The organism is Bacillus sp. Medicinal_06 (genome assembly GCF_056711665.1).
The window spans coordinates 414,780-435,228 of record NZ_JBWYHD010000006.1 but is presented as its reverse complement, the minus strand read 5'-3'; the positions used below and the strand labels follow the sequence as shown (position 1 = coordinate 435,228).

The window sequence follows — 20,449 nt, the reverse complement described above, 5'->3', positions numbered from 1 at the left end:
CTAATTTATTGAACCAATCTGTGAAAGGAAGAGGCGTCATGACGGAAATAGTAAAAGTGAAAAAGCAGCTACAAACATCGCTTTCTGATTTTCAAAAGCAAGCTTCCCTGCAAAGCGGTCAAATTTTTGTAGTGGGCTGTAGTACGAGCGAAGTGCTCGGAGAGAGGATTGGAACATCGGGAACGATGGAAGTAGCAGAAGCAATTTTTTCTGAGCTAAAACAATTTCAAGCGCAAACAGGTATAGAATTGGCATTCCAATGTTGTGAACATTTAAATCGTGCTTTAGTAGTTGAAAGAGAAGTGACAATGAAGTATCAACTTGAAATTGTAACCGTTACGCCCGTTAGATCAGCTGGTGGCGCATTAGCAACATATGCATATCATTATCTAAAGGATCCTGTAGTAGTGGAGTTTATAAAAGCAGATGCAGGTATGGATATCGGTGATACTTTTATTGGTATGCATTTAAAACATGTTGCAGTTCCAATCCGCACAAGTGTAAAAGAGATTGGAAGTGCACACGTAACGATGGCCAAAACACGCGCGAAACTTATTGGTGGTGCGCGTGCTGTGTATGCAGCAGTAGAAGAAACAGTTACTTGTAGCTAAAGATAAAGTGAAGGCCTTTCATCAGTGGGGATATCCCCTACTGATGAAAGGCCTTCACGAATTGTGCTTTTATAGGCAGCTATCTGTTATCTCCCCTTTGCATCTTTAGGTAGAGCGCTTGGGATGAAGAAGAAACAGAAATGTAGTATCTCATATAAAGAGGTATGTAGTCTGACCTTATAAAGGATAAAAAGAAAAGACCAAACTCGATCTTTTTTTTCTTTTATGATATAGAAAGTCATGTTAGAATGTAGTTGAAAACATGAAGGTTCTAAAGAATTACAACTTGAATTTTCGTTTTTTTCTCAATAAATAAGAAAAAATTATCGGGAATCAGTGTAATTCGTTCAGAAAAGGGGGATTTTGGTGGATCATTTAAAACGTCAAGATGAAAAGGTATTTGCTGCAATTGAAGCAGAACTAGGAAGACAACGTTCAAAAATTGAATTAATCGCTTCAGAAAACTTCGTAAGTGAAGCTGTAATGGAAGCACAAGGTTCTGTTTTAACAAACAAGTATGCAGAAGGATATCCTGGTAAACGTTACTACGGCGGTTGTGAGCATGTAGACGTAGTAGAGGATATTGCACGTGATCGCGTAAAAGAAATCTTTGGTGCAGAGCATGTGAACGTTCAACCACACTCTGGTGCACAAGCGAATATGGCTGTATACTTCACGATTTTAGAGCAAGGCGATACAGTACTTGGTATGAACTTATCCCACGGTGGTCACTTAACACACGGAAGCCCTGTTAACTTCAGTGGGGTACAATATAATTTCGTAGAATATGGCGTAGATGCTGAATCACATCGCATCAATTATGATGATGTGTTAGCAAAAGCAAAAGAACATAAACCAAAACTAATCGTTGCAGGTGCAAGTGCTTACCCTCGTGTTATCGATTTCAAGAGATTCCGTGAAATCGCAGATGAAGTTGGTGCATACTTAATGGTAGATATGGCACATATCGCAGGTTTAGTTGCAGCAGGCTTACATCCAAACCCAGTGCCACATGCACATTTCGTTACAACAACAACACATAAAACATTACGTGGCCCACGTGGCGGTATGATTTTATGTGAAGAAAAATTTGCAAAGCAAATTGATAAATCAATCTTCCCTGGTATTCAAGGTGGCCCACTTATGCACGTAATTGCTGCGAAAGCTGTTGCATTCGGTGAGGCACTTCAAGATGACTTTAAAACATATGCACAAAACATCATTAATAATGCAAATCGCTTAGCGGAAGGTCTTCAAAAAGAAGGACTTACACTCGTTTCTGGTGGAACGGACAACCATCTTATCTTAATTGATGTTCGTAACTTAGACATTACAGGTAAAGTAGCAGAGCATGTATTAGATGAAGTTGGTATTACAGTGAACAAGAACACAATTCCATTTGAAACAGCAAGCCCATTTGTAACAAGTGGTGTACGTATCGGTACAGCAGCAGTAACATCTCGTGGCTTCGGTCTAGAAGAAATGGATGAAATCGCATCAATCATTGCTCATACATTAAAAAATCATGAGAATGAAGCTGCACTAGAAGAAGCACGTAAGCGTGTAGAAGCATTAACAGATAAATTTCCAATGTATACAGATCTATAATAGATTAGATGAAGACTGCTGAAGCATATATTGTTTCAGCAGTTTTTTTTCATTTGAAACAGGGATTCGTAATAGATGGTTTTTTAGAATACTTTCTATAAGTCAGAGTTTTTAATATGGAAGATATAGAACTGCAGTTTTCTCGGCCTGCGAATAGCAAGATAAATGACCTGAAAAGAACGCTAAGATAATAAATTCTTTTGGGAGTCCAGTATAGGAGAGCGTAGTAGATAAGCGAGGACATATATAACTTGTGAAGTATGTATACAAATGGTGAATAAATTTTGGATATATAATGAAGGATAGGGCTTCCATAATTGGTAAAGATATTAGGTAGGTTCATGATGAATTTAATATTTTTCCAAATTTGCCCTTGAATATTAGTAGCGTTTTCTTTACAATCGTAAATAGTGTAAAACGGCGTGTGCGCACGCATGAATATCATCTGAAGGAGAGATTCACATGGGAAAACTGTATGTATTTGATCACCCGTTAATTCAACATAAGATTACATATATTCGCGATAAAAATACAGGTACTAAAGAATTTCGTGAATTAGTGGATGAAGTAGCAAGCTTAATGGCATTTGAAATTACACGCGACCTTCCACTTGAAGAAATCGAAATTGAAACACCTGTAAGCAAAGCGAAAACAAAAGTGATCGCTGGTAAAAAGCTTGGTCTAATTCCAATTTTACGTGCAGGCTTAGGAATGGTAGATGGGATTCTGAAATTAATCCCAGCAGCAAAAGTAGGACACGTTGGTTTATACCGTGACCCGAAAACATTGCAACCGGTAGAATACTATGTGAAACTTCCAACGGATGTAGAAGAACGTGACTTTATCGTACTTGATCCGATGTTAGCAACAGGTGGTTCTGCAGCTGAAGCAATTAACTCTCTGAAAAAGCGCGGTGCGAAGCAAATTAAATTAATGTGTATCGTAGCTGCCCCAGAAGGAGTAAAAGTAGTACAAGAAGAACATCCTGATGTTGATATTTATGTAGCGGCATTAGATGAGAAATTAAATGACCATGGTTATGTTGTTCCAGGTCTTGGCGATGCTGGTGACCGTTTATTTGGAACGAAGTAAGACAACAGACGAGAGGGATTCCCTACTCGTCTTTTTTTTTATGGGAAGATGAAGAATGGGGGAGGGGGATAAGTTTATATAAAATGGTATTTTTTGTATATACAACATAACTTGCATATATATCACATATAATATAGAAGTCTAACTTCTATGAAACACTATACTATAGAAGAAAAACGTTATATCCCAAAAATGTAATAGTGACAAACTTGTGAACTTTTTCTTCTATTATAAGAGGAAAACTTCTAGAAATTGCATATCTTTCACCAGTATTTTGAAGGGGAACGTTTTCATTTTTGGAAGGAAATAACTAATACTCAAATTTTTTGATTTTTTACGATTTCTCGTTGACAGTGCTAATACCCTATTGTATGCTAACAACGGGGATAGATGGTAGGGCTTTCAGTGACAAAATTACATCTATTCCGTGACGAAAAAGTAAACTTTTTATTTTGTATAGGATTTATGCAAAAAAATGAGTTATTATTAACACATCGTGAATGAGGGTTACATATTGGAGGGATGAATCCTTGCAAAAAAACGATCGCAACCCGGTAAAAGCGTATGCTTTAATGTCAGGTATTCTTGCTCAGTTAGTCGGTTCCATTCTTGTTGGAATCTTTGGTGGGCAATGGATTGATAGTAAGGTTGGAACGTTTCCATTGTTTCTCATTATAGGCTTATTGCTAGGATTAGGAACAGGGATTTACGCAATGATTCGACTCATTCGACATTACTATTCGGGAGAGCAATGATGATAGACGTACATGGACTTGTCCAAAGACAAAAGAAATATATGTACTACTTGCTTGCGCTTCTTGTGCTAGGATGGGGATTTACCTCTTACAAGGATGTATTTCTTGGGCTGATTATCGGAACGATTTTCAGTTTTCTTAGTTTGCGCATCATTGCACGTAGAACAGACAAGCTATTAGATCGCGTTACCAATGGAGAAAACGTGAAATTTAAAGCAACGGCTGTAAGTACATATTCGAGATTTGCCACGATTGGGTTATTAATTTTATTTGCAGCGAAATATCAGCATTTAATTGCGATGTGGAGCTTAGGTGTAGGATTGCTGACAGGATATCTTGTCATGATCATAGATTTTCTTTATTTAGAGTATAAGAGCAGGGAAGAGAGGTGAATTACTAGTGGAACACGGTAAATTAGTTGAATTTCTAGGTTTAACGTTCGATTTATCATCAGTTATGATGGTCACTGTTGCAGCAGTTATTGTTTTCTTAATCGCTGTTATTGGAACTCGCAGCTTAGCTCTTCGTCCTACGGGAATGCAAAACTTCTTGGAATGGATTTTAGACTTCGTGAAAGGGATCATTAATAGTACGATGGACTGGAAAACAGGTGGGCGCTTTTTAACACTTGGCGTCACACTTATGATGTTTATTTTCGTATCAAACATGCTAGGTTTACCATTCATGTATTCAACAACTGAGGCTGGTGAACACATTGCATGGTGGAGATCGCCAACGTCTGATCCAGCAGTTACATTAACATTAGCCGTGATGGTAGTTACCCTCACCCATTATTATGGAATTAAGATGAAGGGTACAAAAGAATATATCAAAGGTTATTTCCAACCTATGAAGTTCTTATTTCCTTTAAAGGTTATTGAGGAATTTGCTAACACATTAACGTTAGGTCTTCGTCTATTCGGTAACATTTATGCAGGTGAGATTTTGTTAGGATTACTTGCTAAATTAGGTGGAAGCGGAGCAGTACTTGGAGCATTAGGTGCGATTGTACCAATGTTGGCATGGATGGGATTCAGTGTATTCGTTGGTTCAATCCAAGCGTTTATCTTTACAATGTTAACGATGGTTTATATGGCTCATAAAGTAAGTCATGACCATTAATATACTTTAATAAGTAAGTAAAAAAATCTATTTTTTTTATAATACAAAGGAGGACAAATTAAATGAGTTTAGGTGTAATCGCAGCTGCAATTGCAATTGGTTTATCAGCATTAGGTGCAGGTATTGGTAACGGTCTTATCGTATCACGTACAATCGAAGGTGTTGCTCGTCAACCAGAATTAAAAGGCGCACTTCAAACAATTATGTTCATCGGGGTTGCATTAGTTGAGGCACTTCCAATCATCGGTGTAGTTATCGCATTCATCGTAATGAACAAATAAGGGAGACTCCCCTTACATAGATGGCGAAGAGTGTTTTTAGACTTTCTTCGCCATTGCTTTATGAACGAAATGTATGTCTTTTTTTTTCATATGGTCAAATTAGATATCTCGAAGGGAGTGAATCCTTGTGCCAACTTTAATGTTAGGAGCTGCCATTCCATTTGGAACAATCGCTTATACATTGCTAGTTTTCCTAATTTTATTAGTAATGCTACGTAAATTTGCTTGGGGTCCTTTGATGGGAATTATGAAGGAACGTGAAGAGCATGTTGCTAGTGAAATCGACGCTGCAGAACAAAATAATGCAGAGGCGAAAAAGTTAGTAGAAGAACAACGTGAAATGTTAAAACAATCACGTGTTGAAGCACAAGAGTTAATCGAAAGAGCGAAAAAACAAGCAGAAGAGCAAAAAGATGGTATTGTTGCCGCTGCAAAAGAAGAAGCAGAATCTATTAAAGCATCTGCTGTACAAGAAATTCAACGCGAAAAAGAGCAAGCAATTGCTGCTCTGCAAGAACAAGTCGCTTCTTTATCTGTTCAAATTGCTTCTAAAGTAATTGAAAAAGAATTAAAAGAAGAAGACCAAGTGAAGTTAATTCGCGATTATATTAAAGAAGTAGGAGAAGCGCGATGAGCAATGAGATTGTAGCAAAACGTTATGCTGTCGCTCTTTTTCAAATTGCAAAAGAAAAACACGTATTAGAAATGTTTGAAGAGGAATTACGCCTTGTACAAAACGTTTTTGTAAAGAACGGAGAACTACATAGCTTTTTAACACAACCAAACATTTCAAAGGAGCAGAAAAAAACGTTCCTTTCTAACGTATTCTCTTCTGTTTCTGAATCAATTTTAAATACGTTATATATTTTAATTGATAACAAACGCATTGAAATTCTACCTGAAATTGCAAATGAATATGTAGTTCTTGCTAATGATGAACGTAACGTTGCTGATGCAACTGTATATTCAGTTCGTCCTCTATCAGAAGATGAAAAGCTTAGTATTGCAGAATCATTTGCTAAGAGAACAGGGAAAGATGCAATTCGTATTAAGAATGTTATAGATGAAGATTTACTAGGCGGCATTAAAGTACGCATCGGAAATCGCATTTATGATGGTAGTTTACAAGGAAAGTTAGCACGTATTCAGCGTGAACTTATGAAGAATAGATAGGGGTGAAGCACATGAGCATCAGAGCTGAAGAAATTAGCGCACTGATAAAGCAACAAATCGAGAACTATCAGTCTGAAATCGAAGTTAGTGATGTTGGTACAGTTATCCAAGTTGGTGACGGTATCGCACGTGCTCATGGTCTTGATAACGTTATGGCTGGTGAACTTGTAGAGTTCTCTAACGGCGTTATGGGACTAGCACAAAACTTAGAGGAAAACAACGTAGGTATTATTATTTTAGGACCTTACACAGAAATCCGTGAAGGTGACGAAGTTCGTCGTACTGGTCGCATCATGCAAGTACCAGTAGGGGAAGAACTAATCGGTCGTGTTGTAAACCCATTAGGTCAACCAGTAGACGGTTTAGGCCCAATCAATACAACAAAAACTCGTCCAATCGAAAGTCCAGCACCAGGTGTAATGGATCGTAAATCTGTTCATGAGCCACTTCAAACAGGTATTAAAGCGATTGACGCTCTTGTACCAATTGGTCGCGGTCAACGTGAGTTAATCATCGGTGACCGTCAAACTGGTAAAACAGCAGTTGCACTTGATACAATCTTGAATCAAAAAGATGAAGATATGATTTGTATCTACGTTGCAATCGGACAAAAAGAATCTACAGTACGTAATGTAGTAGAAACACTACGTAAGCATGGTGCATTAGATTACACAATCGTTGTAACTGCATCAGCTTCTCAACCAGCTCCATTATTATACTTAGCTGCTTACGCTGGTGTAACAATGGGTGAAGAATTCATGTACAACGGAAAACACGTATTAGTAGTATATGATGACTTATCAAAACAAGCAGCTGCTTACCGTGAGCTGTCATTACTATTACGTCGTCCTCCAGGTCGTGAAGCATATCCAGGGGATGTATTCTACTTACATTCTCGTTTATTAGAACGTGCAGCAAAATTAAGCGATGCAAAAGGCGGCGGTTCTTTAACAGCTCTACCTTTCATCGAAACACAAGCAGGGGACGTATCAGCTTACATCCCAACAAACGTAATCTCTATTACAGATGGACAAATCTTCTTACAGTCTGACTTATTCTTCTCTGGCGTACGTCCAGCGATCGATGCAGGTACTTCAGTATCTCGTGTTGGTGGATCTGCTCAGATTAAAGCGATGAGTAAAGTATCAGGTACACTTCGTCTTGACCTTGCATCTTACCGTGAGTTAGAAGCGTTCGCTCAGTTCGGTTCTGACCTTGATAAAGCAACACAAGCGAAATTAAACCGTGGTGCTCGTACAGTTGAAGTATTAAAACAAGGATTACACAAACCACTGCGAGTAGAGAAACAAGTTATCATTCTTTACGCTCTAACACGTGGATTCCTAGATGATATTCCAGTAGCAGACATCACTCGTTTTGAAGAAGAATTGCATGCTTGGTTAGATTCAAATGCAGCTGACCTATTAAACGAAATCCGCACAACGAAAAAACTTGCGGATGACGACAAATTTGCAGCAGCAATCAATGGATTTAAGAAAGTATTCGTAGCTTCTGAATAATGATAAAAAGCGAAGGTGGCTTGTCCAGAAGGGGAGGGCATTGGAACTCCTGACAAAGAGGCGCTTTTTGCCTCGCAGGAAGGGGTGAAATGACCGACCCTTCTAGCCACCGCAGCTAGATTGAATAAAAAAGCGGAAGCGGCTCGTGCCGCTGAAACTAAATGATATAAACAGGCAACTCTTACAGGGATTGCTAACGGTTATGTAAAGGAAAAGAGTAGGTGCACCTATTCTTTTCCTTCAATCATGAGCAAGAAGATCTTGCAACGTAGATTAGAAAGATGAACGAAAGGGATTCTTACTAATCGTGCCAACTTCCGGAAAAAAGGTGGTGAAAACCTGTGGCATCTTTACGCGATATAAAAGCGAAAATTAACTCGACTAAGAAAACGAGTCAAATTACGAAAGCGATGGAGATGGTATCTGCATCGAAATTAAACCGTGCAGAACAAAATGCTAAATCTTTCGTTCCGTATATGGAAAAGATTCAAGAAGTCGTAGCGAGTATTGCGCAAGGTAGCAAAGGAATCAATCATCCAATGTTAACAGCGCGCCCTGTAAAACGTACAGGATACATCGTTATTACATCTGATCGCGGACTAGCAGGTGGTTATAACAGTAACGTATTACGTGCGGTAAGTAACGTAATTCGTGAACGTCATAATATGGATTCAAACCAATATTCAATTATTGTGCTTGGACGACTAGGACGTGATTATTTAAAACGTCGCGGCTTTAACATCATTGATGAAGTAGTTGGATTATCTGACCACCCATCATTTACAGATATTAAAGACCTTGCTTCTCGAGCAATTGCGATGTTCGCAGATGGTGCTTATGATGAGCTGTATATTTACTACAACCATTACGTAAGTAAAATTTCACAAGAAGTAACGGAAAATAAAATTTTACCGCTTACGGACGTGACGTCTGACAAACCGACGACAGCTTATGAGTTTGAACCTTCTGAGGAAGATATCTTAAAAGTATTATTGCCACAATACGCAGAAAGCTTAGTGTACGGTGCATTACTAGATGGTAAAGCAAGTGAACACGCGGCGCGTATGACAGCAATGAAAAGTGCTACAGACAACGCAATGGAAGTTATCGATACACTTACACTTTCATTCAACCGTGCTCGACAAGCAGCGATTACGCAAGAAATTACAGAAATCGTTGGTGGAGCGGCAGCGTTAGAATAGTAATATAAAGCGGAGCCGACTGTTTAGCCCCGCCGGCTAAGGTTCTTTCCCACAGAAGGTGCTTTTTACCTTCTCGTGGGGAAGGTTCTTAGACGAAAGGGGCTAGGAGGCAAAGCTAGATTGTAATAAAAAGCGGAGGTGGCTCTTTCGGAAGAGTCGCCCAAGCTACATTAATAAAAAAATGAAAGCCGACTGCTCATAGAAAGCTGGCTAATTTAAAGAAAGCTAGGAGGGAACCCGATGAATAAAGGGCGCGTTACGCAAATCATGGGTCCGGTTGTAGACGTTAAGTTTGACGGCGGAAAGCTACCTGAAATCTACAATGCCCTTAGAATTAAAAAAGATGAAGTTAACTTAACTTTAGAAGTTGCGCTTCACTTAGGTGATGACACAGTTCGTACGGTTGCGATGTCTTCTACAGATGGACTTGTTCGTGGCACAGAAGTAGAAGATACTGGTAAACCAATTTCTGTTCCAGTTGGTGATGCAACACTTGGTCGTGTATTTAACGTATTAGGTGATGCAATTGACTTAGATGGTGAAGTTGCAGCGGATGTACGCCGTGATCCAATTCACCGTCAAGCACCTGCATTCGAAGAGTTATCTACGAAAGTAGAAATTCTTGAAACTGGTATTAAAGTAGTAGACTTACTTGCACCATACATTAAAGGTGGTAAAATCGGTCTATTCGGTGGTGCCGGTGTAGGTAAAACAGTATTAATCCAGGAGTTAATTAACAACATCGCACAAGAGCACGGTGGTATTTCTGTATTCGCTGGTGTAGGTGAGCGTACTCGTGAAGGTAACGACTTATACCACGAAATGAGCGATTCTGGCGTAATCAAGAAAACAGCGATGGTATTCGGACAAATGAACGAGCCGCCTGGTGCACGTCAACGTGTTGCGTTAACAGGATTAACAATGGCTGAACATTTCCGTGATGAGCAAGGACAAGACGTACTACTGTTCATCGATAACATTTTCCGTTTCACGCAAGCGGGTTCTGAAGTATCTGCCCTTCTTGGTCGTATGCCATCTGCGGTAGGTTACCAACCAACACTTGCAACAGAAATGGGTCAATTACAAGAGCGTATTACATCTACAAATAAAGGGTCTATCACGTCTATCCAAGCGGTATATGTACCAGCCGATGACTATACTGACCCAGCACCAGCTACAACGTTCGCTCACTTAGATGCAACAACAAACTTAGAGCGTCGTTTAACACAAATGGGTATTTACCCAGCGGTAGATCCATTGGCATCTACATCTCGTGCGCTTTCTCCGGAAATCGTAGGAGACGAGCATTACGAAGTAGCGCGTCAAGTACAGCAAACACTTCAACGTTATAAAGAACTTCAAGATATCATCGCTATCTTAGGTATGGATGAGTTATCTGAAGAAGATAAGTTAGTTGTACATCGCGCTCGTCGCATTCAATTCTTCTTATCACAAAACTTCCACGTAGCGGAGCAATTTACAGGTCAAAAAGGTTCTTACGTACCTGTAAAAGAAACAGTTCGTGGTTTCAAAGAAATTCTAGAAGGTAAATACGATGACCTTCCAGAAGATGCATTCCGTCTAGTTGGTGGTATTGAAGAAGTTATTGAAAACGCGAAGAAAATGATGGCGTAAGGCCTTAGGAGGGACGAATTATGAAGACATTTCCAGTCAGTATTGTAACTCCTGATGGACCGGTTTACGAAAAAGAAGTAGAAATGGTAAGCGTGAAAGCAGAAAGTGGGGAAATGGGGATCTTACCAGGTCACATTCCAACTGTTGCACCTCTAAAAATTAGTGCGGTTCGTTTAAAGAATGGCGGTCACACTGATTATGTAGCGGTAAGCGGTGGCTTTATCGAAGTTCGTCCAGATAAAGTAACAGTATTAGCACCATCTGCTGAAGAAGCAAACCATATCGATATTCATCGTGCAAACGAAGCGAAGCGTCGTGCTGAGCAACGTATGCAAGATAAACAAGTACATGTTGACTTCAAGCGTGCAGAACTTGCACTAAAACGTGCGGTTAACCGTTTGAACGTTTCCGATATGAAATAAAAAAATCCGTAAAGGTTCATTCCTTTACGGATTTTTTATTATATCTTGGATAGAAGAGAGCTGAAAATTACACATCCTAAAAATTATTATAAAAAAGAAGATACTACTTTTTAAAAAAACCCCAAGCATAAACATTAATTGTTCATGCTTGGGGTTTTTTGTAGGAATTTCATAAATTCTTTACCGCTTAGTGGTTTGCTAAAGTAATAGCCTTGCATATATTTACAACCATTGTTTTGTAAGAATTGGAGTTGTTCTTTTGTTTCAATTCCTTCTGCAACAACAGAGAACTTTAATGTATTGGCAAGTGAAAGAATTGTTGATACAATCGCTTTTTCTTCTTCGCGATGTTCAGCCATTTGTGTAAATTCTCTTGGTACTTTTAATGTATCAATTGGGTAAAGAGATAGATAGGCAAGTGATGAGTAGCCTGTACCAAAGTCATCGATTGATGTTTGAATTCCGTATTCTTTCAATTGTCTTAGCTTTAATAAAGTTTCTTCTTCATCTATCATTGCGATTCGTTCCGTTAATTCGAGTGTTAAAAATTTTGGTTCTAAGTTTGTTTCTTGCAGTATATTTAGAATTACATCAATTAAGTTATCCTGCTGAAATTCTTTTGCTGATAAATTAACGCTCATGTTTAAATCGCAATAACCGAATCTATGCCACACTTGTAGTTGTTGACAAGCTTGTTTTAACATCCAGTGACTGAGTGGGATCATTTGTATCGTTTCTTCCGCTATTGGAATGAACTCATACGGAGAAATCATTCCTAGTTCCGGATGTTGCCAACGAATTAACGCCTCTGCACCGATTATCTTTTTTGTGACGACATCAATTTGTGGTTGGTAGACGATAGAGAATTCATGATTTGCTAAGGCAAGCGGTAAGTCTTTTTCAATTCTAGCTCTTCGCTCCATCTTCTCATATAGTTCTTTCGTATAAAAAGAACTACCATTTTTTCCTTTATGTTTTGTTTCATACATCGCCATATCAGCGTGCTGCAAAATAGACATTGCATCCTCACCATCTTCTGGATAGATAGCGATACCGATACTTGGTGAGATTTGCAGTAGATGATTTTCAATTTCAAATGGTTCATTCATCAATGATAAAATGTTATCTGCAATTCTTTGTACTTCAGAGTCTTTCTCATAGTCTTCTATGAGAAGTGTAAACTCATCTCCAGCAAGCCTTGCAATCTTCACATTTGGTTTTGAAATTCGCTTCAATCGTTTTGCGACAGCAATTAAGAGAAGGTCTCCTACCTGGTGTCCAAGGGTATCATTTATAATTTTAAAGCGATCTAAGTCAAGAAACATAACTGCAAAGGAACCTTTTTCTTTTTTTGCTCTTATAATGGCAGATTCAAGGTATTCCTGGAAAGCACGGCGATTTGCTAGTTCAGTTAATGTATCATGATATGCTAGGAAGTTAATTTGCTTTTGTTGTTGTATACTTTCTGTAATGTCTTTAAGCATCAAATAAATCCCTGTAATATGCTCCTTTAAAATAATAGGAACAGCTGTAACGTGTAAATAATAAATATCTCTGTTTTTATGATATGCTCGTATATCTAAAGAAATAGAATGTCCTTGTTTTACATGACGAAATGCATCGATTACCTTTTGTAAATCTTTTTCATAAATGAGGGAATGACAAGGTTTGTGAAATAACTCATTTGTTTGATAGCCAAGCAATGTAGTTCCCGCGTTATTGACATTTAAAAAATTCCCATGTAAATCTAACGTGAAAATTGGATCCGGATGATGTTCATATAAAGATTTAAACATTTGCTTACTTTGAAACAATTTATTTTTTTGATCCACTAAATCTTTTGTACGTAGTTCAATTTGTTTTTCTAGTTCTAAATTAAAATGCATCTGTTTTAGTAATAGCACTTTATTTTGTCTTCGTACTAACATATGACGAATCAATAAGAAGAAAAATGTGAGAATAAATCCGGTTACTAAAACGGGTGCAAAAACGTGCTCTACCAATATAAAAATACTAAGTACAGTTACGGATATATATGGTAATGATAAACGGATTGCTTCACCAGCTTGTGGTGTTAAAAGTACTTGCTCATGTTTCTTAGTCTTTTTTGTGTGAAGTACGCATGCAATCGTAATCATCATAAGTACAACTTGATAAATTGGTGCGACCGTAAACATGGAATATTCTGGTGCTGAGTATTTGATATACATATAAATAGAATCTGTACCTGCATATAAAATAAGAGAGATTCCAAGTAGCGTGGCAACCTGTTTTGAAATGAGTGATAGCGGCCGAAATAATAAGTGAATTCCTATTAATACAAATAGTAAATTTGCCATCGGATACATAAGTTGAACAACCATATTGATGAGAGATAAGGTGAATATATGGATAGCTTGTTCAATGAGAAGGTAATAACTTAAAGTGAATTGTGCAGTCACAATGATACAAATGTCACATAGCGTGAAAAGTTTCTCCCATATATTTTTGTTGTGAATCATTTCGTATAAAAAGGCAGATACAAAGCTTATTACAAATAGTGAATAAAAAATATCAGATGGATCAACAAATGTGTAATAATCATTTAGAATAAGTCGTTGATAAAAAACGATTATATCACCGATGCTATAAAGTATTGTGCCGATTGTTACTAACATCCAAAATGTATGAGCTTGTTTATCTGTATTTAATGAAAAGTAAAATAAATAACTACTCATCATCATGTTAAGAAAAATGGTAGTAATACCCGCTATGATTTGGAACGGAACTGAGTATCCGGAAAAAAAGAGTAAAGCTATATAGTGAATTATAAAATATAATAATAAAGAGCTTATAAGGATAGTTACATGTGTTTGTTTCTTTGTTTTCACTGAAGTCACCCGCGATATAGACGAGTATAAATCGTCCTTTTCTATTTTCTAGAGGGAATTGCTTGATACGTATATGCAGTTTCCATATTTTATTTTACACATTTATCACAAATTGTAAAAATGAAGAGAAATATGAGATTTCATTAAACTAGTTCAAATTACTGTCAACCAAGTAATATAAGGAGAAAATTTGCCTTACGTTACTTGGTTTTTCTTTTTCCCAATATATCGACATAGGAATTTGAAGTTTGCTATAATGAGGTTAATAGTCGCATTATTTAGAAAAATTTAAAAATAATAAATGATGCAGGTTAGACATATTGTTTACTAAGTGAACTTGTTCTTAATTTAGGGGGGGAGGGTTTCAGGGTGGCGAATGTATATGAAAATAGTTATATGATTGTTGGGATCTTTTTACTATTGGGTATATTGCTACCGATAGTGGCTCTTACGTTAGGAAAGTTGCTGCGCCCACATAAACCAAGTGCAGCGAAGGCAACGACGTACGAAAGCGGAATTGAACCTTATCATGATGCGAATGTCCGTTTTCATGCTCGTTATTATATTTTTGCATTATTGTTTGTCATTTTTGATGTGGAAACCGTATTTTTATATCCGTGGGCCGTTGCCTATGACAAGCTTGGTTTGTTCGCGCTTATTGAAATGTTAATCTTTGTCATTATGTTGCTTGTTGGTTTGGCGTATGCTTGGAAAAAGAAGGTGTTACAATGGCTATAAATTTCGAAGAGTTACATCCACAGGAACGGGCGGAATTAGAGAGGAACATCTTTTTTACAACATTAGAGCAGGTGAAGGGGTGGGCGCGTAGTAATTCTTTATGGCCAATGACATTTGGGCTGGCATGTTGTGCGATTGAAATGATGGGAGTTGGCTCATCTCATTATGATTTAGACCGGTTTGGATCATTTTTTCGGACATCGCCGAGGCAATCAGATGTCATGATTGTTTCAGGAACAGTGACAAAGAAAATGGCACCAATTGTGCGTCGTTTATACGATCAAATGCCAGAACCGAAATGGGTTATTGCGATGGGGTCCTGCGCAACAGCAGGCGGTCCATATGTGAATTCGTACGCTGTTGTGAAAGGAGTGGACCAAATCGTACCGGTAGATGTGTACATTCCAGGGTGTCCTCCGAACCCAGCTGCTTTAATTTATGGGATTAATAAATTAAAAGAAAAGATTCGTTACGAAGCAAAGACTGGAAAGCAGGTGACGAATAGATGAGTGATCCGAATAAAGAGATAGAAGATATGAAAAAAGCGGCCGCAAGACATGCAAAAGAAGAAGCTCGGAAACGGTTAGCCGCTAAACATGAGGAGGAAATGTCTAAAACTGAGGTACAAGAAGAAAAAGAGAAAGCGCTACCAAAAGGTGAGGAGATAAGTATAGAGGAAGCAAAAGCGGCAGCGTTAGCGAAGCAGAAGGCGTCAGAAGGCGAAGAAATATCAGAAGAGGACAAAGCGAAAGTGAAGGCAAAAGCGGCAGCAGCAGCGAAAGCAAAAGCAGCCGCGTTAGCGAAGCAGAAGGCGTCAGAAGGCGAAGAAATATCAGAAGAGGACAAAGCGAAAGCGAAGGCAAAAGCGGCGGCAGCAGCGAAAGCAAAAGCGGCAGCGTTAGCGAAGCAGAAGGCATCAGAAGGCGAAGAAATATCGGAAGAGGACAAAGCGAAAGCGAAGGCAAAAGCGGCGGCAGCAGCGAAAGCAAAAGCAGCCGCGTTAGCGAAGCAGAAAAGGACAGAAGGCGAAGAAATATCGGAAGAGGACAAAGCGAAAGCGAAGGCAAAAGCGGCGGCAGCAGCGAAAGCAAAAGCAGCCGCGTTAGCGAAGCAGAAAAGGACAGAAGGCGAAGAAATATCAGAAGAGGACAAAGCGAAAGCGAAGGCAAAAGCGGCGGCAGCGAAAGCAAAAGCAGCCGCGTTAGCGAAGCAGAAAAGGACAGAAGGCGAAGAAATATCAGAAGAGGACAAAGCGAAAGCGAAGGCAAAAGCGGCGGCGGCAGCGAAAGCAAAAGCAGCCGCGTTAGCGAAACAGAAAAGGACAGAAGGCGAAGAAATATCGGAGGAGGACAAAGCGAAAGCGAAGGAAAAAGCAGTTGCAGCAGCAAAAGCGAAGGCGGCAGCGTTAGCAAAACAGAAAGCAAAAGAAGGCGGGGTACCAGCTGGCGATGAAAAGGCGAAGGCAATTGCAGCGGCGAAAGCAAAGGCAGCAGCAGCTGCCAAGGCAAAAGGTGCTGTAAGCAAGAAAAAAGAAGTGCCGAAGCAGGAGGAACCATCACCGAATCAGCCATATTTGGATGCTTATGTAGGGATTATTCAGGAGAAAGCGGGTGAACATTCATTAGAAGATTACTATATTAATAAACTTTCAAAGGATGTCCCAACGCTTGTTATTAAGCTGGAGAACTACTATGAAGTAATGGAATTATTACGAATTCATGAGGGACTTGCCTTTGATTATATGTCGGAGTTGCATGCGACGGACTTTGTTACACATATGGAAGTGTATATTCATTTGTTTTCATATAGTAAGAAACAGTCTGTAGCAGTGAAGGTGAAGCTCGGCAGAGAAGCGCCGCGGGTAGCGTCAATTACGCCGCTATGGAACGGGGCGAATTGGCCGGAGCGAGAAGCGTATGATTTACTTGGTGTTATTTTTGAAGGTCATCCGAATTTAACGCGTATTTTAATGCCAGATGATTGGGTTGGTCATCCGCTTCGTAAAGATTATGAACCGCTCGATGTGGAGGTGTAGCATTATGATTCGTACAGAAGAAATGCTTTTAAATGTAGGACCACAGCACCCAAGTACGCATGGTGTATTTCGGCTTGTTATTAAAATTGATGGGGAAATGATTAAGGAAGCTACACCTGTCATTGGTTATTTACACCGCGGAACAGAGAAAATCGCCGAGAGCTTACAGTATACACAAATTATCCCTTATACAGACCGAATGGACTATTTATCAGCGATGACGAACAACTACGTGATTTGTCACGCTGTTGAGACAATGATGGACATTGAAATTCCCGAACGTGCAGAATATTTACGTGTACTTGCGATGGAACTGGGCCGCGTTGCGAGTCATCTCGTTTGGTGGGGGACAAATCTTCTTGATATTGGAGCGGTTAGTCCGTTTCTATATGCATTCCGGGAGCGAGAAATGATTATTAATCTCTTAAATGAACTTTGTGGTGCGCGCCTAACGTTTAATTACATGCGAGTGGGCGGTGTAAAGTGGGATGCTCCAGACGACTGGATAGGGAAGGTTCGTGACTTTGTTCCATATATGAGAGAACAATTGAAAGGTTATCACGACCTTGTAAGCGGGAATGAAATTTTTTTAAATCGTGTGAAGGGCGTTGGCATATATAGCGCGGAAGATGCACTTTCCTATTCGCTGAGCGGGGCAAATTTACGCTGCACGGGTGTGAAGTGGGATCTTCGTAAGGATGAACCGTACTCTATTTATGATCGCTTTGATTTTGATGTTCCGGTAGGAAGCGTGGGGGATGCTTGGGACCGTTACGTTTGCCGAATGGAGGAAATTGAGGAATCCCTCAAAATTATTGAGCAGGCAGCCCAGCAATTCCCATCAGAAGGGCCAGTACTGGCGAAAGTGCCGAAAATTATTAAAGCACCAAAGGGCGAGGCATTTGTTCGCATCGAGTCGCCGCGCGGAGAGATTGGCTGTTATATCGCGAGTGAAGGGAAGAAAGAGCCATATCGCTTAAAGTTCCGCAGACCATCTTTCTATAACCTTCAAATTTTACCAAAGCTTTTGAAGGGTGAAAATATCGCGAACTTAATTACGATTTTAGGTGGCGTTGATATTGTACTTGGGGAGGTTGATGGGTGATGATAGAGCGCCTCTTAGAGTCATCGGCAAGTTGGACGAATTTTTTCATTTTTTTCGGGCTAGCAGTGCTTCTTTTATTTGCCGTCCTTGGATTTGTTACATATGGGATTTTAGCAGAGCGAAAAGTGATGGGATTTATGCAAGGGCGGATTGGTCCGAACCAAGTCGGCGGCAGATTCGGTTTATTGCAAACAGTTGCTGACGTTTTAAAGCTTTTATTAAAAGAAGATAGTATTCCGAAGGCTGCAGATAAGCCGTTATTTATCTTGGCACCTATTATTGCATTTGCACCAGCTTTTATGGTGCTTGCGGTCATTCCGTTTACGGATAAATTTCAGTTTGCAGATATCGGAGTAGGACTTCTTTACTATATCGCTGTATCAGGGATTACAACGATTGGTGTTGTGACCGGGGGATGGGCATCAAACAATAAATATTCACTTTTAGGCGGGATGCGTGCAGCGGCGCAAATGATTTCCTATGAAATTCCGCTTGTGATGAGCGTGATTGGCGTTGTTTTATTAGCTGGCAGTCTGAATTTAAATGAAATTGTAGCGGCGCAAGAGAAGGTTTGGTACATTTTTGCGCAGCCAATCGGTTTTGTTATTTTCTTAATCGCAGCAGTTGCCGAGCTCAACCGGACACCGTTTGATTTACCGGAAGCAGAATCAGAACTCGTCTCTGGATATCATACGGAATATTCAGGGTTTCGCTGGGCGTTCTTTATGCTTTCTGAATACGTGTACTTCTTTGGGATGGCTTCGCTCATTACAGTGCTCTTCTTAGGAGGATGGAATCCGGTCATATTCCTTGGTTTTATTCCTGGCGCTGTATGGTTTGCCTTGAAATTTAGCGCGGTAGTCTTTCTCTTAATTTGGTTCCGCGTTACATTCCCACGTATCAGGGGCGACCAACTGATGGAGTTTGGCTGGAAGGTATTATTGCCAATCGCGCTTGCGAACATTTTCTTAACGGCATTGATTAAGGAGTTATTCTTCTAATCTATGAGAGGGGTGCCCGTAAGGTATGAAAGGACTATTTAAAGGATTAAAGTATACACTTAGCAACTTAAGTAAGAAAAAAGTAACGTACGATTATCCGAATCAACCATTACCACTACCAGATCGCTTCCGAGGAATTCAAAAATTTTATCCAGAAAAATGCATTGTTTGTAATCAATGTTCTAATATCTGCCCCACTGACTGTATTCAATTAACTGGGAAGAAGCATCCAGACCCTACGAAAAAAGGAAAAATCATTGATACGTACGATATTAACTTTGAAATTTGTATTCTTTGCGATTTATGTACAGAGGTTTGTCCAACCGAGGCAATCGTTATGACAAATAATTTTGAGTTAGCGGAGTATACGCGTGATGATTTGTTTAAAAATTTGCAGTGGCTCGATGAAAATGATGAGAACGTCAGAAAGGAGAATAAAGCATGAGCGGTGAGTTAGTAGCGTTTTTTATCTTGTCCTTAACGGCGATTATTGGCGGTATTCTTATGCTGAACTTAACAAAAGTCATGCACATGATGCTCTCCCTTGTGTTTACGTTTCTTAGCATTGCGGGATTGTACTTTCTCTTATCGGCAGAGTTTGTTGGGGTCGCGCAAATTTTAATTTATTCCGGGGCCATTACGATTATTATGATTTTCGGCATTATGTTAACGAAACATGACGCTGAAAATGAATCTAGTTTTAGTTTTCGTAAGCTAGCTATCTTCTTTGCAGTTGTAGCGTTTGGCGGAGTGATGTACTTTGCTGTTAATAATATAGATTTTACAAATCGAAATGTACAAGGAAGCTTACCGCTTCATGAACAAAATACACTTCAAATTGGTACACTCTTGTATTCGAAATATGTCATTCCGTTTGAGTTAACGTCGGTTATTTTACTTGTTGCGCTTGTTGGGGCAATTGTACTTGCGAAGAAAGATGAGAAAGAGGGGGATTCCAATGAATAGTGTTCCAGCTTCCGCCTACTTAGCTCTTGCAATTATTCTGTTTTGCATCGGTTTATTCGGTGCTTTGACAAAGCGGAATACGGTCATTGTCCTAGTTTGTATTGAATTAATGTTAAATGCGGCGAACTTAAACTTAGTCGCTTTTAGTAAATTAGGCTTTTTCCCGAATTTAACAGGACAAATCTTTTCACTGTTTACGATGTCCGTTGCGGCAGCTGAAGCGGCAGTTGGACTTGCAATCTTAATTGCGTTATATCGCAGACGTGCAACAGTTAATGTAGATGAAATGGATTCGCTGAAAGGTTAATTGTGA

23 protein-coding genes are annotated in these 20,449 nt (G+C 39.3%); 22 read left to right on the top strand and 1 reads right to left on the bottom strand.

Annotation, left to right across the window (positions count from 1 at the left end):
* Positions 1 to 38 precede the first annotated feature (38 nt).
* The 14 genes from AC1M36_RS17475 to atpC all read left to right on the top strand — a co-directional run bounded on the left by AC1M36_RS17475 (position 39) and on the right by atpC (position 11,421).
* Positions 39 to 611: a TIGR01440 family protein gene (locus tag AC1M36_RS17475; protein WP_431613157.1), complete on the top strand. Its 573-nt coding sequence runs from the start codon at positions 39 to 41 to the stop codon at positions 609 to 611.
* A gap of 366 nt (positions 612 to 977) precedes the next feature.
* On the top strand, positions 978 to 2,219 hold the full coding sequence (gene glyA / locus AC1M36_RS17470) for a serine hydroxymethyltransferase (protein WP_336451557.1): 1,242 nt from the start codon (positions 978 to 980) through the stop codon (positions 2,217 to 2,219).
* 462 nt (positions 2,220 to 2,681) lie between these two features.
* Positions 2,682 to 3,311, top strand: coding sequence for a uracil phosphoribosyltransferase (gene upp, locus AC1M36_RS17465; RefSeq protein WP_003202275.1), 630 nt, complete (start codon positions 2,682 to 2,684; stop codon positions 3,309 to 3,311).
* A gap of 390 nt (positions 3,312 to 3,701) precedes the next feature.
* Positions 3,702 to 3,815 carry a DUF4024 domain-containing protein gene (locus AC1M36_RS17460; protein WP_034278971.1) on the top strand — a complete coding sequence of 38 codons (114 nt, stop codon included), beginning with the start codon at positions 3,702 to 3,704 and terminating at the stop codon, positions 3,813 to 3,815.
* A 26-nt stretch (positions 3,816 to 3,841) separates the two neighbouring features.
* The gene (locus AC1M36_RS17455; RefSeq protein ID WP_001171217.1) at positions 3,842 to 4,066 is read left to right on the top strand and encodes an AtpZ/AtpI family protein; all 225 of its coding nucleotides are present in this window, start codon (positions 3,842 to 3,844) and stop codon (positions 4,064 to 4,066) included.
* Complete coding sequence (locus AC1M36_RS17450; protein ID WP_000567602.1) at positions 4,066 to 4,458, top strand: ATP synthase subunit I; 393 nt, start codon at positions 4,066 to 4,068, stop codon at positions 4,456 to 4,458. Before AC1M36_RS17455 ends, AC1M36_RS17450 begins: the two co-directional genes overlap by 1 nt.
* Before the next feature lie 7 nt (positions 4,459 to 4,465).
* On the top strand, positions 4,466 to 5,188 hold the full coding sequence (gene atpB / locus AC1M36_RS17445) for a F0F1 ATP synthase subunit A (protein ID WP_336451558.1): 723 nt from the start codon (positions 4,466 to 4,468) through the stop codon (positions 5,186 to 5,188).
* Between the two features lie 62 nt (positions 5,189 to 5,250).
* Positions 5,251 to 5,469 (top strand): F0F1 ATP synthase subunit C, encoded by a 219-nt coding sequence (gene atpE, locus AC1M36_RS17440; protein WP_000052064.1) that lies wholly within the window; start codon positions 5,251 to 5,253, stop codon positions 5,467 to 5,469.
* 127 nt (positions 5,470 to 5,596) lie between these two features.
* A complete protein-coding gene (gene atpF / locus AC1M36_RS17435) occupies positions 5,597 to 6,103 on the top strand; it encodes a F0F1 ATP synthase subunit B (RefSeq protein WP_336451559.1) in 507 nt (168 codons plus the stop codon).
* A complete protein-coding gene (locus tag AC1M36_RS17430; protein WP_336451560.1) occupies positions 6,100 to 6,642 on the top strand; it encodes a F0F1 ATP synthase subunit delta in 543 nt (180 codons plus the stop codon). Before atpF ends, AC1M36_RS17430 begins: the two co-directional genes overlap by 4 nt.
* An 11-nt stretch (positions 6,643 to 6,653) precedes the next feature.
* Positions 6,654 to 8,162 (top strand): F0F1 ATP synthase subunit alpha, encoded by a 1,509-nt coding sequence (gene atpA, locus AC1M36_RS17425; RefSeq protein ID WP_336451561.1) that lies wholly within the window; start codon positions 6,654 to 6,656, stop codon positions 8,160 to 8,162.
* Positions 8,163 to 8,503: 341 nt separating this feature from the next.
* A complete protein-coding gene (atpG, locus tag AC1M36_RS17420; RefSeq protein ID WP_336451562.1) occupies positions 8,504 to 9,364 on the top strand; it encodes a F0F1 ATP synthase subunit gamma in 861 nt (286 codons plus the stop codon).
* A 240-nt stretch (positions 9,365 to 9,604) separates the two neighbouring features.
* A complete protein-coding gene (atpD, locus tag AC1M36_RS17415) occupies positions 9,605 to 10,999 on the top strand; it encodes a F0F1 ATP synthase subunit beta (protein ID WP_336451563.1) in 1,395 nt (464 codons plus the stop codon).
* Positions 11,000 to 11,019: 20 nt separating this feature from the next.
* On the top strand, positions 11,020 to 11,421 hold the full coding sequence (gene atpC, locus AC1M36_RS17410) for a F0F1 ATP synthase subunit epsilon (RefSeq protein ID WP_026591864.1): 402 nt from the start codon (positions 11,020 to 11,022) through the stop codon (positions 11,419 to 11,421).
* A gap of 134 nt (positions 11,422 to 11,555) precedes the next feature.
* Here the strand turns inward: atpC and AC1M36_RS17405 are convergent, their stop codons facing one another.
* Positions 11,556 to 13,769: a putative bifunctional diguanylate cyclase/phosphodiesterase gene (locus AC1M36_RS17405; protein WP_420792339.1), complete on the bottom strand. Its 2,214-nt coding sequence runs from the start codon at positions 13,767 to 13,769 to the stop codon at positions 11,556 to 11,558.
* 891 nt (positions 13,770 to 14,660) lie between these two features.
* Here AC1M36_RS17405 and AC1M36_RS17400 point away from each other — a divergent pair.
* The 8 genes from AC1M36_RS17400 to nuoK are packed head-to-tail and all read left to right on the top strand — an operon-like array spanning position 14,661 to position 20,443.
* Positions 14,661 to 15,029, top strand: coding sequence for an NADH-quinone oxidoreductase subunit A (locus AC1M36_RS17400; protein ID WP_336451564.1), 369 nt, complete (start codon positions 14,661 to 14,663; stop codon positions 15,027 to 15,029).
* The gene (gene nuoB, locus AC1M36_RS17395; protein ID WP_017153544.1) at positions 15,020 to 15,538 is read left to right on the top strand and encodes an NADH-quinone oxidoreductase subunit NuoB; all 519 of its coding nucleotides are present in this window, start codon (positions 15,020 to 15,022) and stop codon (positions 15,536 to 15,538) included. Before AC1M36_RS17400 ends, nuoB begins: the two co-directional genes overlap by 10 nt.
* Positions 15,535 to 17,064 (top strand): NADH-quinone oxidoreductase subunit C, encoded by a 1,530-nt coding sequence (locus AC1M36_RS17390; RefSeq protein WP_336451565.1) that lies wholly within the window; start codon positions 15,535 to 15,537, stop codon positions 17,062 to 17,064. Before nuoB ends, AC1M36_RS17390 begins: the two co-directional genes overlap by 4 nt.
* Before the next feature lie 4 nt (positions 17,065 to 17,068).
* Positions 17,069 to 18,169: an NADH-quinone oxidoreductase subunit NuoD gene (gene nuoD, locus AC1M36_RS17385; RefSeq protein WP_336451566.1), complete on the top strand. Its 1,101-nt coding sequence runs from the start codon at positions 17,069 to 17,071 to the stop codon at positions 18,167 to 18,169.
* Positions 18,169 to 19,170, top strand: coding sequence for an NADH-quinone oxidoreductase subunit NuoH (nuoH, locus tag AC1M36_RS17380; RefSeq protein ID WP_336451567.1), 1,002 nt, complete (start codon positions 18,169 to 18,171; stop codon positions 19,168 to 19,170). The genes nuoD and nuoH overlap by 1 nt, the downstream gene beginning before the upstream one ends.
* A gap of 25 nt (positions 19,171 to 19,195) precedes the next feature.
* Positions 19,196 to 19,615 carry an NADH-quinone oxidoreductase subunit NuoI gene (gene nuoI, locus AC1M36_RS17375; protein WP_042981023.1) on the top strand — a complete coding sequence of 140 codons (420 nt, stop codon included), beginning with the start codon at positions 19,196 to 19,198 and terminating at the stop codon, positions 19,613 to 19,615.
* Positions 19,612 to 20,136: an NADH-quinone oxidoreductase subunit J gene (locus AC1M36_RS17370; RefSeq protein WP_336451568.1), complete on the top strand. Its 525-nt coding sequence runs from the start codon at positions 19,612 to 19,614 to the stop codon at positions 20,134 to 20,136. Before nuoI ends, AC1M36_RS17370 begins: the two co-directional genes overlap by 4 nt.
* On the top strand, positions 20,129 to 20,443 hold the full coding sequence (gene nuoK, locus AC1M36_RS17365; RefSeq protein ID WP_336451569.1) for an NADH-quinone oxidoreductase subunit NuoK: 315 nt from the start codon (positions 20,129 to 20,131) through the stop codon (positions 20,441 to 20,443). The genes AC1M36_RS17370 and nuoK overlap by 8 nt, the downstream gene beginning before the upstream one ends.
* The last annotated feature ends 6 nt before the right edge of the window (positions 20,444 to 20,449 follow it).

What these genes read in the sequence shown, in the direction of transcription:
- AC1M36_RS17475 (WP_431613157.1), top strand. Translation starts at nt 39, where the DNA reads ATGACGGAAATAGTAAAAGTGAAAAAGCAGCTACAAACATCGCTTTCT.
- upp (WP_003202275.1), top strand. Translation starts at nt 2,682, where the DNA reads ATGGGAAAACTGTATGTATTTGATCACCCGTTAATTCAACATAAGATT.
- AC1M36_RS17460 (WP_034278971.1), top strand. Translation starts at nt 3,702, where the DNA reads ATGGTAGGGCTTTCAGTGACAAAATTACATCTATTCCGTGACGAAAAA.
- AC1M36_RS17450 (WP_000567602.1), top strand. Translation starts at nt 4,066, where the DNA reads ATGATAGACGTACATGGACTTGTCCAAAGACAAAAGAAATATATGTAC.
- atpE (WP_000052064.1), top strand. Translation starts at nt 5,251, where the DNA reads ATGAGTTTAGGTGTAATCGCAGCTGCAATTGCAATTGGTTTATCAGCA.
- AC1M36_RS17430 (WP_336451560.1), top strand. Translation starts at nt 6,100, where the DNA reads ATGAGCAATGAGATTGTAGCAAAACGTTATGCTGTCGCTCTTTTTCAA.
- atpA (WP_336451561.1), top strand. Translation starts at nt 6,654, where the DNA reads ATGAGCATCAGAGCTGAAGAAATTAGCGCACTGATAAAGCAACAAATC.
- atpD (WP_336451563.1), top strand. Translation starts at nt 9,605, where the DNA reads ATGAATAAAGGGCGCGTTACGCAAATCATGGGTCCGGTTGTAGACGTT.
- atpC (WP_026591864.1), top strand. Translation starts at nt 11,020, where the DNA reads ATGAAGACATTTCCAGTCAGTATTGTAACTCCTGATGGACCGGTTTAC.
- AC1M36_RS17405 (WP_420792339.1), bottom strand. Translation starts at nt 13,769, where the DNA reads ATGTATCCGATGGCAAATTTACTATTTGTATTAATAGGAATTCACTTA.
- nuoB (WP_017153544.1), top strand. Translation starts at nt 15,020, where the DNA reads ATGGCTATAAATTTCGAAGAGTTACATCCACAGGAACGGGCGGAATTA.
- AC1M36_RS17390 (WP_336451565.1), top strand. Translation starts at nt 15,535, where the DNA reads ATGAGTGATCCGAATAAAGAGATAGAAGATATGAAAAAAGCGGCCGCA.
- nuoD (WP_336451566.1), top strand. Translation starts at nt 17,069, where the DNA reads ATGATTCGTACAGAAGAAATGCTTTTAAATGTAGGACCACAGCACCCA.
- nuoH (WP_336451567.1), top strand. Translation starts at nt 18,169, where the DNA reads ATGATAGAGCGCCTCTTAGAGTCATCGGCAAGTTGGACGAATTTTTTC.
- nuoI (WP_042981023.1), top strand. Translation starts at nt 19,196, where the DNA reads ATGAAAGGACTATTTAAAGGATTAAAGTATACACTTAGCAACTTAAGT.
- AC1M36_RS17370 (WP_336451568.1), top strand. Translation starts at nt 19,612, where the DNA reads ATGAGCGGTGAGTTAGTAGCGTTTTTTATCTTGTCCTTAACGGCGATT.
- nuoK (WP_336451569.1), top strand. Translation starts at nt 20,129, where the DNA reads ATGAATAGTGTTCCAGCTTCCGCCTACTTAGCTCTTGCAATTATTCTG.